Annotated in this window: 15 protein-coding genes and 5 pseudogenes; 1 reads left to right on the forward strand and 19 read right to left on the reverse strand. The window is 38.4% G+C overall.

All coding sequences use genetic code 11. The features are described 5' to 3' along the window. Positions 1-139: 139 nt before the first annotated feature. The 7 genes from EO125_RS05420 to EO125_RS05450 all read right to left on the reverse strand — a co-directional run bounded on the left by EO125_RS05420 (position 140) and on the right by EO125_RS05450 (position 7,997). A complete protein-coding gene (locus tag EO125_RS05420; RefSeq protein ID WP_001224320.1) occupies positions 140-1,075 on the reverse strand; it encodes a conjugal transfer protein in 936 nt (311 codons plus the stop codon). After that, positions 1,072-2,073 (reverse strand): lysozyme family protein, encoded by a 1,002-nt coding sequence (locus EO125_RS05425; protein ID WP_126940766.1) that lies wholly within the window; start codon positions 2,071-2,073, stop codon positions 1,072-1,074. The genes EO125_RS05420 and EO125_RS05425 overlap by 4 nt, the downstream gene beginning before the upstream one ends. Continuing rightward, a complete protein-coding gene (locus tag EO125_RS05430; RefSeq protein WP_100910889.1) occupies positions 2,070-4,247 on the reverse strand; it encodes a CD3337/EF1877 family mobilome membrane protein in 2,178 nt (725 codons plus the stop codon). The genes EO125_RS05425 and EO125_RS05430 overlap by 4 nt, the downstream gene beginning before the upstream one ends. A gap of 2 nt (positions 4,248-4,249) precedes the next feature. Beyond that, positions 4,250-6,697: an ATP-binding protein gene (locus EO125_RS05435; protein WP_000331160.1), complete on the reverse strand. Its 2,448-nt coding sequence runs from the start codon at positions 6,695-6,697 to the stop codon at positions 4,250-4,252. Then, positions 6,681-7,073, reverse strand: coding sequence for a conjugal transfer protein (locus EO125_RS05440; protein ID WP_000723888.1), 393 nt, complete (start codon positions 7,071-7,073; stop codon positions 6,681-6,683). The genes EO125_RS05435 and EO125_RS05440 overlap by 17 nt, the downstream gene beginning before the upstream one ends. 88 nt (positions 7,074-7,161) lie before the next feature. After that, on the reverse strand, positions 7,162-7,659 hold the full coding sequence (locus tag EO125_RS05445; RefSeq protein WP_127148019.1) for an antirestriction protein ArdA: 498 nt from the start codon (positions 7,657-7,659) through the stop codon (positions 7,162-7,164). Positions 7,660-7,775: 116 nt separating this feature from the next. After that, positions 7,776-7,997 (reverse strand): hypothetical protein, encoded by a 222-nt coding sequence (locus EO125_RS05450; RefSeq protein ID WP_001009056.1) that lies wholly within the window; start codon positions 7,995-7,997, stop codon positions 7,776-7,778. A 179-nt stretch (positions 7,998-8,176) separates the two neighbouring features. Here EO125_RS05450 and EO125_RS05455 point away from each other — a divergent pair, with 179 nt between their 5' ends. Then, a complete protein-coding gene (locus EO125_RS05455) occupies positions 8,177-9,424 on the forward strand; it encodes an ISL3 family transposase (RefSeq protein WP_000019067.1) in 1,248 nt (415 codons plus the stop codon). 120 nt (positions 9,425-9,544) lie between these two features. Here EO125_RS05455 and EO125_RS10115 read toward each other — a convergent pair whose 3' ends face one another. The 12 genes and pseudogenes from EO125_RS10115 to EO125_RS05515 form a co-directional block, all read right to left on the reverse strand. Next, a complete protein-coding gene (locus EO125_RS10115) occupies positions 9,545-9,676 on the reverse strand; it encodes a hypothetical protein (protein ID WP_000085862.1) in 132 nt (43 codons plus the stop codon). Between the two features lie 4 nt (positions 9,677-9,680). Then, on the reverse strand, positions 9,681-10,418 hold the full coding sequence (gene erm(B) / locus EO125_RS05465; RefSeq protein WP_001038795.1) for a 23S rRNA (adenine(2058)-N(6))-methyltransferase Erm(B): 738 nt from the start codon (positions 10,416-10,418) through the stop codon (positions 9,681-9,683). 124 nt (positions 10,419-10,542) lie between these two features. Next, on the reverse strand, positions 10,543-10,626 hold the full coding sequence (locus EO125_RS05470) for a 23S rRNA methyltransferase attenuation leader peptide (protein ID WP_001814874.1): 84 nt from the start codon (positions 10,624-10,626) through the stop codon (positions 10,543-10,545). 48 nt (positions 10,627-10,674) lie between these two features. Further along, positions 10,675-10,916, reverse strand: a pseudogene (locus EO125_RS05475) (peptide-binding protein). Between the two features lie 119 nt (positions 10,917-11,035). Continuing rightward, positions 11,036-11,113, reverse strand: a pseudogene (locus EO125_RS10165) (topoisomerase); the annotation flags it as partial. After that, positions 11,103-11,596, reverse strand: a pseudogene (locus tag EO125_RS10170) (helix-turn-helix transcriptional regulator); the annotation flags it as partial. The pseudogenes EO125_RS10165 and EO125_RS10170, both read right to left, overlap by 11 nt. Before the next feature lie 93 nt (positions 11,597-11,689). Continuing rightward, positions 11,690-11,749: pseudogene (locus EO125_RS10175) on the reverse strand (helix-turn-helix domain-containing protein); the annotation flags it as partial. 330 nt (positions 11,750-12,079) lie between these two features. Beyond that, positions 12,080-12,874, reverse strand: coding sequence for an aminoglycoside O-phosphotransferase APH(3')-IIIa (aph(3')-IIIa, locus tag EO125_RS05495; RefSeq protein ID WP_001096887.1), 795 nt, complete (start codon positions 12,872-12,874; stop codon positions 12,080-12,082). 92 nt (positions 12,875-12,966) lie between these two features. After that, the gene (sat4, locus tag EO125_RS05500) at positions 12,967-13,509 is read right to left on the reverse strand and encodes a streptothricin N-acetyltransferase Sat4 (protein WP_000627290.1); all 543 of its coding nucleotides are present in this window, start codon (positions 13,507-13,509) and stop codon (positions 12,967-12,969) included. Further along, positions 13,506-13,907: pseudogene (locus tag EO125_RS05505) on the reverse strand (aminoglycoside 6-adenylyltransferase); the annotation flags it as partial. The pseudogene EO125_RS05505 and the gene sat4, both read right to left, overlap by 4 nt. Further along, the gene (gene erm(B), locus EO125_RS05510) at positions 13,847-14,632 is read right to left on the reverse strand and encodes a 23S rRNA (adenine(2058)-N(6))-methyltransferase Erm(B) (RefSeq protein WP_039703997.1); all 786 of its coding nucleotides are present in this window, start codon (positions 14,630-14,632) and stop codon (positions 13,847-13,849) included. The pseudogene EO125_RS05505 and the gene erm(B) (EO125_RS05510), both read right to left, overlap by 61 nt. 124 nt (positions 14,633-14,756) lie before the next feature. Then, positions 14,757-14,840 (reverse strand): 23S rRNA methyltransferase attenuation leader peptide, encoded by an 84-nt coding sequence (locus tag EO125_RS05515; RefSeq protein WP_001814874.1) that lies wholly within the window; start codon positions 14,838-14,840, stop codon positions 14,757-14,759. Positions 14,841-14,844 lie beyond the last annotated feature (4 nt).

Here is a 14,844-nt window from a genome sequence, read left to right on the forward strand (position 1 = left end):
GCTCACTTACTTTCATCCATTTAATTGCTTAGAGCATTTATTTCTTAAAGAGTTTACACAAAATTCTTGACAGTACCCCAATTTTTTATCAAAGAGAGTACGTGATTACAAAATAGCTGTAATAATGTACCAATATTTGTTATTCTATAATCTTCCAATTACTCCCGTTCTTTTCAAGTACCAAATCAAATTGAGATACCTGCGTTGCTTTGGTCTGCTGGTCGATATACTCCACTGTCAGCGATACCGTGACTTGATTATCCTTACGATTGTGAATAGGATTTACCAGTTCTTGAAAGATGTACTCTTTTCCGATTGGTTTTAATATCCCGTCATTCACATAGTAGGAAAGTTCACTGGCTGTCGCTGTAGGATAGAGCTTGAAGAACGTCGTTAAAAACTCATTGATTTCATTGGTTGTAATGGAATCAACCGTCCCCTCACTTTCAATGGCTTTTGGTTTATAACTTGATTTCTTAGGTATGTTGGTAATGGTCGGATTCTTAACCAGTACCATATTTCCAGAACCATCTACATAGACACTCACTATATAAGCAGAGTGGACGGTCTTTGTATTTTCTCCCTCTGTAATGAGCTGGTCTACACTGTAGGTTACATTAAACTCATTGTCGCCAGTTGGCTCTACCGTCCATATCTGAAATCCTCTTACAGAAGACGATACAGGAATATCTTTGCGTACTGTATCAACATTGAGAGCTTGAAGTTCATCTGTCAGATAGCCTTTTAGACTTTCCATTCGATTATCAATGGACTTATCGGATTGCTCCCATGAATAGTAGACTTTCGCAAAGTTCTCTACAAAATTTTCTACATGATGAGTATCAACGTATTCCTTTTCTATGATAGTTGTTTCGTGAATAGTATGAGTATCTATAGCTGTAAAGTGCTTGAATATCGCAAAGCTGAAACTAAGCCCTAAAAGTACCCACAAGGCAATCACAACCTTTTTATGAGGATTGACCTTATAGTAGACACGAGGTTTCTTTTCCTTTGGTATCTGTTTTTCTTTATTCTGATTTTTTCTAAATTTCATCATTAAATCTTCCTTTCTCATTGTTTGATTCGTCCTGCTCCCACTAAATGCTGTTGCCAGTAGGGGCTTGTTAAGTCGGCATAACCGATTGGGTCGCCTGCATGAAACATACGGTTATTGCCAAGGTATATCCCAACATGAGTAATATAAGAGCCAGCGTTATAGGTAGAATGAAAGAAAACCAAATCGCCAGCTTGTGCTTCCGATAGTGGGATATGCTGGGTCACATCATATTGCTGTTGTGCGGTTCGTGGTAAGTTAATTCCAGCTTTTCCATACGTCCATTGTGTCAGTCCGCTACAATCAAAAGAAGTAGTCGGGGAAGCTCCACCGTAAACGTATCGCCAGCCCTCATATTTCAGTGCTTCGTCCATGATGGCTTGTACCGTATCATCATCAAACTCTGTTGTGACAAGATACTGCGTTACCAGTTGCACATAAAACATATTGCCATAGTTGTATCGCCAGCCCCCATTGATAGGTATGGCTATGGGATTGGGGTAAGACACTTTTTCGCCACCTGAATACTCTTTTGAGAAACTTTGAGCCAGTTCAAAGGTATATTTATTTCCACGATTAGCCACATACCCTAAGAAACCACCACCATAATTGTAGGACTGGATAACCGATTCTAAATCTACACTGAGCCTTTCGCTACTGGCTAATAATTCACTGAAATACTTCACACCTTGCTTAATGGATTCTTCTGTACTCAATGAATTAGGTGGAAGACCGAGGGATTCCGAGGACTGCATAACATCTTCCGCAGTACCGCCCGATTCCACCTGTATAATCGCAAGATGTATGTTGACATATTCTTCAACGCCATATTCTTTGGCATATTTTTCTACCATAGGCTTATGAGCCAGCACTTCTGCGGAAACATTCACACCTCCATAATGAATATTGGAAATTCCGCTGTCCTGTTCATCTGAAAATAAAATGGCAACAAACAGAAGCAGTGAGAAGACCATCAAGAATAATCCAGAACCACCAATCACTAAAGTTTTCAACTTCATGGTTTCTTACCGACTTTCTTAATGGTGGCAGTTTTGATTGGTGGTCTACTTCTTGTATTTTGTAGTGGTACTCTTTGAACAGTAGACGGACGTTCTTTTGTGATTGGACGTTGTGAAGTTCTATCTGCTGTAGTGGTTGAAGTTGCTGGCTTTTGAACGGTTTTTTCTTGAACGGTATTGCCTTGGCGTTCCACTTTTGGACTTGAAAAATCGGACTTAACTGCTGGACGCTCTTGTTTGGCTTGTTGAGATTCCTTATATGAAGTCTGAATATTAGACTGTTTTGAGGTCTGTTCATCATGATATTGTTCTTGTCTTGTAGTCGGTCTTTCATGAACAGAAGAAGCAGGCTGTTTTTTCTGTTTGACCTGTTCCATTTCAGAGCGACGCTTCGCAATGGTTTTTCGCCTTTGTTCCTGCTGTTCCTTGCGTCCACTGGCTCTGTCCGCTTTGGTTTGAGAAATACTACTGGTTAAATCACGGACATTCTCTTTTACTTTGGATTTTCCTTGATATACTGCATATCTTGCATTGGTCGGCAAATCTTTAACCTGTTCTTTCAAACCACTAGCAGTGTCTACCATTCTGTCTTTGGTATCAGCTACTGTACCGATGGTTTGACCGATACGTTTTCCAAGTGTTGATTTTTCCTTTCCGTCTGGTCGGGAGTGATCTGCTTGTGTCCTTGCAGAACTCCCCGAACCCGACTGTCCTTTTTTACCTGTAACAATGGCAGACCCAGCCCCTAGAGTAGTCATGGAACGTCCAAGTTTCCGCTGTAGACGGTGCATGTGAGCGTGCATAAGCATACGAGGTTTTCTCATCACACGACTTCCCACACTTTGAGAATCGTTACTCTGTAGAGAAAACATACTCATTAAATCGCCCAGCTTGAAGTAGATTCCTGCAAAGGTCACAATCTGTAGAAAAGCAATCAAAAAGAACGGATAACCAGCCGATAAGGTATAGAGCATGGTTGAAATACTAAATGCTGTCGTAATAATCAATGTGATTCCAGCTCGTGTCAAAATGGTATTAAAGAGCTTTGTTATGGCTCGTTTTGACATACCATCAAATGATGGAATCATGCTTAAAATAAAGCTTACAGGCAGAAACATAGCATAGATGATAAAAAGTACCTGCGAGAAAATCATGATTCCTGTTAATAGGAATACAAATATGGAAATCCCAATATTGAAGACAAATAGGAAGAAGACTGTACCTAAACGGTTAATGGTCTTTGTAATGGTTAGATTGGTATTGCTTCTGTCTTCAATTTCTTCCGCAACAATTTTTTCTCTGTCTTCGCCATTGTTGGAATCTGGGCTGGTGGAGAGCAGGCTTTCCACACAGTCAATACCGATACTTTCAATGTCTGAACTGTTGTATTGAAGCAGTAGCCACGGTTGCTGAACCTGTATGGAAAACAGGCTATCTCTGATTAAGTCCACGCTGTCCTTGCCTTGACTATCGGAATGGGGCATGACAATCTTCGTGCCAAGTGATAAACTGGCATTACTGATGTCTGATGAAAAGTCATTGATTTTTTTAATGTAGTCGGGAGCGTAGGCAATAAAGGAAGCCGATAGGATAAACACCAGCACAAAATTCATAATGGCATGAATTGCCTTTGTGGTTTCTCTCTTTATCAGTCCCGTATAGGCAACATAAACCCCAAGAACCAAAATCAAGAGTAAGAGGAATCCAACATAGAAACCCTCTGTTGAAAATCCGTTTGCACTCACACCAGCTAAGGTCTGCATATTCTTACCAATGGAATCTGCTGTAGCGGAAATGAAGTCTAAGGAATAGGCTTCCTGTACTAAGTAACCTGTCGCATTGGAAACATACAAACTGATTGTCCAAATAAAATTGGTAATGGCATATAGTCCATACATGACCTGTTTTCCAATCCCGTCCGACCAGTTCCACGGAAGCCAGCCCCAGCTATTATCCACATAAAAATCCAGTTGATAGTTTTCAAGTGGGTATCGGCTGTATTCATTTGCCACATTGACTGTATCATCTACCAAGCCCGCAGCTTGAACCACCGTTCCCAGCATGGCTAAAAGAAAAATGGCAATCACAAGTGTGAAAGCCACTGTCATTGCCACTTTACCTAGACGTTTCAGCGTCCAGTTTGATTTTATTCTGTTTACTATTGATGGTTTCACATTTACACCTCTTTTCGCACAGGTGGTCTGGTATCAAAGGCATGGAGCAGTTCTTCAAATACAGGGTGGAACTGTATCACACCGACACGACCATATAAATCACTGATAAGGCATTGCCCGTTTTCCAAATCACGCAATCGCTTCTGATTGTTTTCGTCCTCTGGGTCTACACCAAAAAAGGCTAAGGTCTTTTTAATCTCGTTAAGGTCAGTGGAACGAAATGCAAATTTTAAGCCGAGGTTATTTTTCAGTTTTTCATCTAAGAGGTCGTCTGTATTTTGGGTCACGAAATATACCCCAGCGTTCATAGCACGACCAGCCCGAACCAGCTTCATAGATAGTGTTTTTCCTTGTGCTACCTGTAAAAAGCTCCATGCTTCGTCTAAATCTACAATCTTGAAAATGCTTCGGTCTGTATGGATAAAGTCTAAAGCAAAGGTACTAATGACAATCAGCATAGCAACGGATAAAAGCTCCATAGTGGTATATTCCTCAAAGGAAGTTTCCTTGTCGGGAAGTACCAAGTCCGCAACCTGTATAATGTTCAGTTGTTTTTCTAAGCTGATAGACTGCTCCACATAACCATTACTGAATAATAAATGTGCAAAGTCATAGTCTGTAAAACTTTCGATATGGTCGGCTATACTGGTACTTAGTGGCGTATTCTCAACCCGTAATTCCTCAATCACTTTCATCAACCCTCGTACTTCACTATTGGTTACTGCACGAATGGCTTTTCTAAGGATTGGGAAGCGTTCCCCATCACGAGAGGAAATCCCCGTAAGGAATGTCAGAATATCAATAGCCAGTGATTCAGAATCTTTGGGATTTTTCATAATCACATAAGGGTCAAGTAAGCCTTTGTTTTTCTCATCAGAAGTCAGAGTGACGATATTGATTTCATGGGAAATCTCTGGCAAGGTTTCTTTCCATCTGCCACGTTCTGCTTTTGGGTCTACAATCACTGCTTGTGCCCCATAAAGCACCGCATAATAGACGATAAGGTTATTCGCAAAGGATTTACCACCACCCAGCGAACCAACAAAAGCCGACGCTAACGCATTGGTTACTGAACCCTTAACCCCTTGACTGGCAAGAGCAGGTTTCAGATAGACATTGCGTCCAGTATCTAAGCTGTAGCCAACATAAATCCCCTCATTTTCCCCCAGCATTTGAGTAGCACCAAAACCTAAACCAGCGAGGAAATCAGAGGTCACGTATTGAATATAATCATTCATATAACGCTTGCTGGCAGGTAAAAATTCTTCATGTAAGCCGAGCATATCCCCAAATGGTCGTACCAGTTTTACGCTTAAATCGTCATAAAAATCTTTCACTTCATTACAACGACGTTTGAGTTCGTCAAGATCATTTGCTGATACCCTTACCACATAAGACAGCTTGTACATAGATTCCTTGCTTTGGTCTAAATTGGTTTCCAGCTCATTCACACTTTCCAGAGCTTCCGCCACATTGGAGCTGGTTTCATTATCACTTTGCCAAGCGTGGTTATCCAAGTCTTTCAGTTCTTTCTTTTTATTGCGGACAGTAGATAGGGCTTTACGATTCGCTACAATTTCCACATTCATTGACGTATCAATCGGGAATGTAAATTGCTGTTGCTGGTAGTAGAAGATTTCAGAGGACGGGAAGTCCAGTTCTCCGACAATGCTGTTAATGGTAAAGTAAGCTACATAGACGGTTTCATCTTCCTGCTGGATTTTCAAATATCGCTGTTTTTCTTCCACCAAACAGCGAGTAGGCTTAATCAAGTCATAGTATTTAATCAGCGTTTCATTATCCAGCTTTTTCTTTGATAGATGGTACTCATACTCTTCATAGGCAGTGCCTGTCTGTCCGTAAAGGTGTTCAATCAGATAGCCGAAGTCGTCCTTATCTAACCTGCGGATTTTGAAACGACGAGAGATTTTATTTTCTAAGAGCTTTTCCATCTTCTGAAAACGCAGGATTTCATCATTACTCATACTAACAAAATCGCCCATCAGCTTATGGTTCACATCATAGACAAAATCAGACAAAGCATTTTTTGCTTCAACGGTAAGACTTTTCATAGAAAACTCCTGATCGTTGAGAAGCAACTTAAAGCCGATAAAGAAACGGTAGTTCACTTGATTTTCGCCAATCATGGATATTAAAGCGTCTGTCTGTTGGTCGATTTTGTCATAGGCAACCGCTTTGAGCTTGCCAGTGACTTCATTTTTGGAACGCTCTTGTGCAGAACGTATGCTGGATTCTGTACTGATTTGTAAAGCATGAATTTTGCCATCACGATTTTGTGCGATAAGCTGTCTGAAAGAATCATGCACTTGTATTTTCTGTTCTGGACTTAGAAATGAGTAATTGTAAGGAACAAGCTCATAGTAAGCATAACATTCCCCGTCTTTATTCCAGACGAGATTGTTTTCAATGTATTTAATTGGATATGCCATAAAATTCACTCCTAACTGCTGTAATGGCTTCTTGTGGCTGGTTTCTGCCAAGCGTTACTTTTTTTCCTGCATAGGTCAGCTTTGGTCGCAGTGCATAAGCAATGACAGACTTCAAAAATCCATAAGGCTTTTTACCATCAAAAGTTTTTGTAGACATAAACCATGTGAAAGCCACAGGAATCCCAAAGTATTTGAGAAATGCTCCCTCTATCATGGAAAGAGGGGGCAAGTTGCCAAGTATCATCACTGCAAAGAGTGACACGACAAACCATGTCATTTGCGTAAAGGTTATGGGAAACGGAAGTCTAAAATCATTGATAGAATACAGTACCTTTTCCACAGACCAGATACTGGTATAGCTTCGTATTTTCTTCATGTAATCAATCCTTTCATAAAAAATAGGGGTAGCTGATTGAGCCACCCCGTAAAATAGAAAATCTGCCAGTAGTAATGTACCGACAGATTTAATAGACGATTTCAAAAATCCCATGATTGGTTGAGATAAACGTTCCTGAAAGGTCTAAATCCCGACCATAGGCTTGATAATCAATATAGTTTTGAAGACTAGCTGGTACTTCGCCTAAAGCACCCGTTTCTTCAATGTAGTAGCGTGCCACGTCATACATATCATCACAATCGGAATGAATGATAATATCCTCTTGATGTTCGCTTAGTTCTTCAATGCTTGAAAAATGAGTGAGCAGAGCAGATAGCTCCGATTGTAATTCTTCGGGTAATTCCGATACCATTTCCCATAGTCGATTGAGTTCGCCAATGGAAGTGTATTCGTCAACCGTAAAGGGTAACTCGTAGTCATGAATGGCGTATTCCTCATATTCATCATTCAAGCCGATTTTCTCTTTGACTTCCTCAAAGTCAATGAGAAAGGTAAACCACGCACCGACCAATTCGCCCTCATTGTATTTGCCTAAATTCGCAATATAGACTTGCATATCGTCCATATATTCACGTCCTTTCTTTGTAGAGATTCAAAAATCCCTACCGCACTTCGTTTGGTGTACCATTCCTTTGCGGAACATAAGAAAACCACTTATATTCCACAAAAGAACGGTTTTATTTAAGCACCAATAATGCGATTGAATAGCTCTAGTAAAATGTCTTTTACTCCAGCAGCGTTGAAGACTAAGCCAACCGCAATAATCGCAATAATTAAAAAGCCAATCAGTTTGCTAAACTCACGCTTGAAGCCAAGATACAAGCCAATCACAACGATTGCTAAAAGCACCAGTGATTGAGCGTTTGATAGAAACCAGTTATAAAGGTTTTGTCCAAAATTCATAAAAATGTTCTCCTCTCTATATTCAATGAATTTGTATTTGAGTTATTTTTTTGGGGTATACACTTTCTGGTATGGATAGAGATTCCATGCCAGATTTTTTTATACAAAAAAGAGGACATTTGCTGTCCCCTCGTTATACAATCAATTCACCACAAAAATCATGAAAGAAGGTTAAACAAATGTCCCATAATGATTCTATCCTAAATATTCTTGGAATTAAAGATAAAAATATTAAAATTATTTCTGTTGAAGAAGCTGAACACAACAACGATTCTGTTAAAGAGTATATAACGCTAATAACAGCTACTCTTTCTTATCCGATTAATCGTTGTCGTAACTGTGGCTTTCCCACAGTTAATAAGGATGGCTTTCGCAAAACTCATGTACGACTGGCAAGTTTAAATGGGAGAAGATATGAACTAGAGCTTCGTAAACAACGCTATAAATGTAAATCATGCCATACTACTTTTGGTGCTATTACTAATTTAACCAAAGAAAATCAAACCTTATCCAGTGATCTCAAAAATCAAATCATGCTTTTAGCTCGTAAAGGCTTATCTGGTCAGCTTATTGCTGAAATGTGTCACTGCTCTCCTAGCAGTGTTCGTCGAACAATCTTAGAGCGCATGGAACCACACTATCGTGTGGCTAAGTTGCCTAAGCATCTATGTTTTGACGAGTTTCGTTCAATTAAGTCTGTGATGTCCTTTATCTGTTGTGACGCTGAAACCCACCAAATTGTCACAAAGTTACAGGATCGTCTATCACCTACCATTGTTGATTATTTTGAAAGTCGTTATTCAAAAGCCGAACGCGAATGCGTTCAATCAGTTGTAATTGATTTAAATGCTCAATATCAAAGTTTTATCTATCGCCTTTTCCCTAATGCCAATATCATTATTGATCGCTTCCACCTTGTACAATTAGCTGGTCGCGCTTTGGACAATTGTCGTATCTCTATCCTAAAGCAACTTGATAAACAGAGCCAAGAATATAAAATTATGAAGTCACATTGGAAGCTATTCCATAAAAAAGCTGAAGATCTTCACCCTGAAGAAGTAGTTTTTCTTCGCGGCGTTAAACAATATATGACTCGCCAAAATGCTGTTGATCTCATTACTAGTAAATTTTCCAAGTTCGCTGAAGTATACCAAACTTACCAAGATATCACGAAAGCCCTAAACGAGCGCAATAGTGAATTACTAGAGTCAACCATCTTAGACTACCAAAAAACCAATACAGAAATGGATACTGCTATTCAAACCCTTCGTCAAAACAGAAAATATGTCTTAAATAGCGCTAAATTTGAATACTCTAATGGTCCTTTAGAAGGCATCAATCGCAAAATCAAAACCCTAAAACGAACTTGTTATGGTTTTGCCAATCAAAAATTTTTCTTTTTAAGAATCGATTGTATTTTTTCGTAAAAAAATACCCCCTACATTTTCGTAGGAAGTATTTTTAGTCAACCATACCAGTTGACAGATATCCCACTTAGGACATTTTCCTACAAGGGGTCCCGAGCGCTTAGTGGGAATTTGTACCCCTTATCGATACAAATTCCCCGTAGGCGCTAGGGACCTCTTTAGCTTCTTGGAAGCTGTCAGTAGTATATCTAATAATTTATCTCCATTCCCTTTAGTAACGTGTAACTTTCCAAATTTAAAAAAGCGACTCATAGAATTATTTCCTCCCGTTAAATAATAGATAACTATTAAAAATAGACAATACTTGCTCATAAGTAATGGTACTTAAATTGTTTACTTTGGCGTGTTTCATTGCTTGATGAAACTGATTTTTAGTAAACAGTTGACGATATTCTCGATTGACCCATTTTGAAACAAAGTACGTATATAGCTTCCAATATTTATCTGGAACATCTGTGGTATGGCGGGTAAGTTTTATTAAGACACTGTTTACTTTTGGTTTAGGATGAAAGCATTCCGCTGGCAGCTTAAGCAATTGCTGAATCGAGACTTGAGTGTGCAAGAGCAACCCTAGTGTTCGGTGAATATCCAAGGTACGCTTGTAGAATCCTTCTTCAACAATCAGATAGATGTCAGACGCACGGCTTTCAAAAACCACTTTTTTAATAATTTGTGTGCTTAAATGGTAAGGAATATTCCCAACAATTTTATACCTCTGTTTGTTAGGGAATTGAAACTGTAGAATATCTTGGTGAATTAAAGTGACACGAGTATTCAGTTTTAATTTTTCTGACGATAAGTTGAATAGATGACTGTCTAATTCAATAGACGTTACCTGTTTACTTATTTTAGCCAGTTTCGTCGTTAAATGCCCTTTACCTGTTCCAATTTCGTAAACGGTATCGGTTTCTTTTAAATTCAATTGTTTTATTATTTGGTTGAGTACTTTTTCACTCGTTAAAAAGTTTTGAGAATATTTTATATTTTTGTTCATGTAATCACTCCTGAAGTGATTACATCTGTAAATAAATACAGAAGTTAAACGATTTGTTTGTAATTTTAGTTATCTGTTTAAAAAGTCATAAGATTAGTCACTGGTAGGAATTAATCTAACGTATTTATTTATCTGCGTAATCACTGTTTTTAGTCTGTTTCAAAACAGTAGATGTTTTATCTACATTACGCATTTGGAATACCAACATGACGAATCCCTCCTTCTTAATTACAAATTTTTAGCATCTAATTTAACTTCAATTCCTATTATACACAAAATTTTAAGATACTGCACTATCAACACACTCTTAAGTTTGCTTCTAAGTCTTATTTCCATAACTTCTTTTACGTTTCCGCCATTCTTTGCTGTTTCGATTTTTATGATATGGTGCAAGTCAGCACGAACACGAACCGTCTTATCTCCCATTATATCTTTTTTTGCACTGATTGGTGTATCATTTCGTTTTTCTTTTTGTGCGCCTAAATTTCCCACAATCACTCACTTCTTTCTATTTCTTCTTATTCTTATTTTATCATCAACAATCACAAATCACTTGTGATTTGTGATAAGTGATTTGTGATTAATATATAAAAGCCCTCTTTAAAGGGCTTTTATATTTATTTTGAGAAAGATATAAAATCAATATATCCCTTTTCCCCAATTTTTACAACGGCATTGTAGGGCATATAGTTTTTTATATGAAAGCATTTGTTTTAATATTTGTTCCAAAGAGCCATCATGGCTTTGACAGAGCTCTTCTTCTATGCAAATGCTTTTAATCCGATCCACACGAAAATTCCTATATTCATTTCTTAGCCTGCAAAACCGATTAAGTACCAGTTCTGTTCATAAAACCCCAGTGATATAGGCTCTATCATTCTGCTTTCCGGTTCTTGCCCTCCTGATGCAGGATATTGAATTGATATTACCCTTTTATTGCAGATTGCAGTCTGAATTGCTGCAATAACGTTATCCGCCAATGTATTTTTCTGTCCAGATGTGCTGTACACGTTAATACTGTTCTCCAACTCCTGTGCATAGTTTTTTTCACCATGCTTCAAAATAGATTTGATTTTATACATAGCTGAATCAAAATCCTTTATAAATGATTCATCTCCATGGCAATTTAAAAATTTCCCTGCTGTAATCAATGCACCCACTTCCGCCGCTGTAAACATTACCGGCGGAAGTAGGAAGCCCTCTACAAGAAAATATCCTTTTCCGGCCTCAGATCCAATTGGTATTCCGGCTTCTTCAAGTGTCCGGATATCTCTGTAAACTGTCCTTAAGCTTATATTAAATCGCTGTGCAATTTCTTTGGCAGGAATTATTTTTTTTTGATTGCAGCTGAATAAGAATAGAGGTTACTCTGTTAATCCTGTTCAAATTTTATTCCTCCTCTGTGACTTCCATAAAAAGTATATCCTATGCGTTCTTAAGCTAGCTGCTGTTAGTGCTTCTCATTGCACCCTGGTTATAAAAGCCATACTCACAAACCTCTTCACCAAAACTCTTTACATCTCTAATATAGAACTCTATCTAGCGAACTTTTAGAAAAGATATAAAACATCAGAGTATGGACAGTTGCGGATGTACTTCAGAAAAGATTAGATGTCTAAAAAGCTTGTAGTTAAAGCTTTTTAGACATCTAAATCTAGGTACTAAAACAATTCATCCAGTAAAATATAATATTTTATTTTCTCCCAATCAGGCTTGATCCCCAGTAAGTCAAAAAATAGCTCGACATACTGTTCTTCCCCGATATCCTCCCTGATCGACCGGACGCAGAAGGCAATGTCATACCACTTGTCCGCCCTGCCGCTTCTCCCAAGATCAATAAAGCCACTTACTTTGCCATCTTTCACAAAGATGTTGCTGTCTCCCAGGTCGCCGTGGGAAAAGACAAGTTCCTCTTCGGGCTTTTCCGTCTTTAAAAAATCATACAGCTCGCGCGGATCTTTAAATGGAGTGTCTTCTTCCCAGTTTTCGCAATCCACATCGGCCAGATCGTTATTCAGTAAGTAATCCAATTCGGCTAAGCGGCTGTCTAAGCTATTCGTATAGGGACAATCCGATATGTCGATGGAGTGAAAGAGCCTGATGCACTCCGCATACAGCTCGATAATCTTTTCAGGGCTTTGTTCATCTTCATACTCTTCCGAGCAAAGGACGCCATCGGCCTCACTCATGAGCAGATTGCTCCAGCCATCATGCCGTTCAAAGTGCAGGACCTTTGGAACAGGCAGCTTTCCTTCCAGCCATAGCATCATGTCCTTTTCCCGTTCCACATCATAGGTGGTCCCTTTATACCGGCTGTCCGTCATTTTTAAATATAGGTTTTCATTTTCTCCCACCAGCTTATATACCTTAGCAGGAGACATTCCTTCCGTATCTTTTACGCAGCGGTATTTTTCGATCAGTTTTTTCAATTCCGGTGATATTCTCATTTTAGCCATTTATTATTTCCTTCCTCTTTTCTACAGTATTTAAAGATACCCCAAGAAGCTAATTATAACAAGACGAACTCCAATTCACTGTTCCTTGCATTCTAAAACCTTAAATACCAGAAAACAGCTTTTTCAAAGTTGTTTTCAAAGTTGGCGTATAACATAGTATCGACGGAGCCGATTTTGAAACCACAATTATGATAGAATTTACAAGCTATAAGGTTATTGTCCTGGGTTTCAAGCATTAGTCCATGCAAGTTTTTATGCTTTGCCCATTCTATAGATATATTGATAAGCGCGCTGCCTATGCCTTGCCCCCTGAAATCCTTACATACGGCGATATCTTCTATATAAGCGTACCGGTTCCAATTTTTTCGCAGTTTAACTTTTCCGACGCATTTATCGTCTTGGTAGTAAAGATATATTATCTTATCAGTATTGTCAATATATTCAAGGCAATCTGCCTCCTCATCCTCTTCATCCTCTTCGTCTTGGTAGCTTTTTAAATATGGCGCTTCATAGAGTAATTCTGTAAAGGTCCAATTCTCGTTTTCATACCTCGGTATAATCTTACCTATCACCTCAAATGGTTCGCTGGGTTTATCGATATCTTTCAGGTGCCCTGCTTTCATTTCTGTAATCACTGTTCCCGCCTCTCTTCTATATCAGCGGCATATGTGCTATCCAGGCAGCCGGTTTTACCAGTGTATTTTTTATACATGTCCCTGGTATATTTTGTTATATTCCTATCATACTCCGGATAGGCATAATGAAGCCTTTCCGCCACCTCACCGGATACCGCCCTGAACAATTGATGGCATAGAAATAATGCTTCCCATATGTTTTCATAGGAATCCATCCGGTAGGTGGACAAAAGTTTCTCCCACAAATCCTCGGATATATACCTTTCAATAAACTTATAGTTCTTGCCTACACTTAATTTAAAGCCTGTTTCGATGCCGACCTTCCATGATATCATTCTCAGCAGCTCATGGCGAACAATCTGATTAAAATGATCAATAGCAAATAAAATTTCCTCCCGTTAAATAATAGATAACTATTAAAAATAGACAATACTTGCTCATAAGTAACGGTACTTAAATCGTTTACTTTGGCGTATTTCATTGCTTGATGAAACTGATTTTTAGTAAACAGTTGACGATATTCTCGATTGACCCATTTTGAAACAAAGTACGTATATAGTTTCCAATATTTATCTGGAACATCTGTGGTATGGCGGGTAAGTTTTATTAAGGCACTGTTTACTTTTGGTTTAGGATGAAAGCATTCAGCTGGCAGCTTAAGCAATTGCTTAATCGAGACTTGAGTGTGCAAGAGCAACCCTAGTGTTCGGTGAATATCCAAGGTACGCTTGTAGAATCCTTCTTCAACAATCAGATAGATGTCAGACGCACGGCTTTCAAAAACCACTTTTTTAATAATTTGTGTGCTTAAATGGTAAGGAATACTCCCAACAATTTTATACCTCTGTTTGTTAGGGAATTGAAACTGTAGAATATCTTGGTGAATTAAAGTGACACGAGTATTCAGTTTTAATTTTTCTGACGATAAGTTGAATAGATGACTGTCTAATTCAATAGACGTTACCTGTTTACTTATTTTAGCCAGTTTCGTCGTTAAATGCCCTTTACCTGTTCCAATTTCGTAAACGGTATCGGTTTCTTTTAAATTCAATTGTTTTATTATTTGGTTGAGTACTTTTTCACTCGTTAAAAAGTTTTGAGAATATTTTATATTTTTGTTCATGTAATCACTCCTGAAGTGATTACATCTGTAAATAAATACAGAAGTTAAACGATTTGTTTGTAATTTTAGTTATCTGTTTAAAAAGTCATAAGATTAGTCACTGGTAGGAATTAATCTAACGTATTTATTTATCTGCGTAATCACTGTTTTTAGTCTGTTTCAAAACAGTAGATGTTTTATCTACATTACGCATTTGGAATACCAACATGACG

The sequence above is a fragment of the Veillonella sp. VA139 genome, from assembly GCF_003992005.1.
Taxonomy (GTDB): domain Bacteria; phylum Bacillota; class Negativicutes; order Veillonellales; family Veillonellaceae; genus F0422.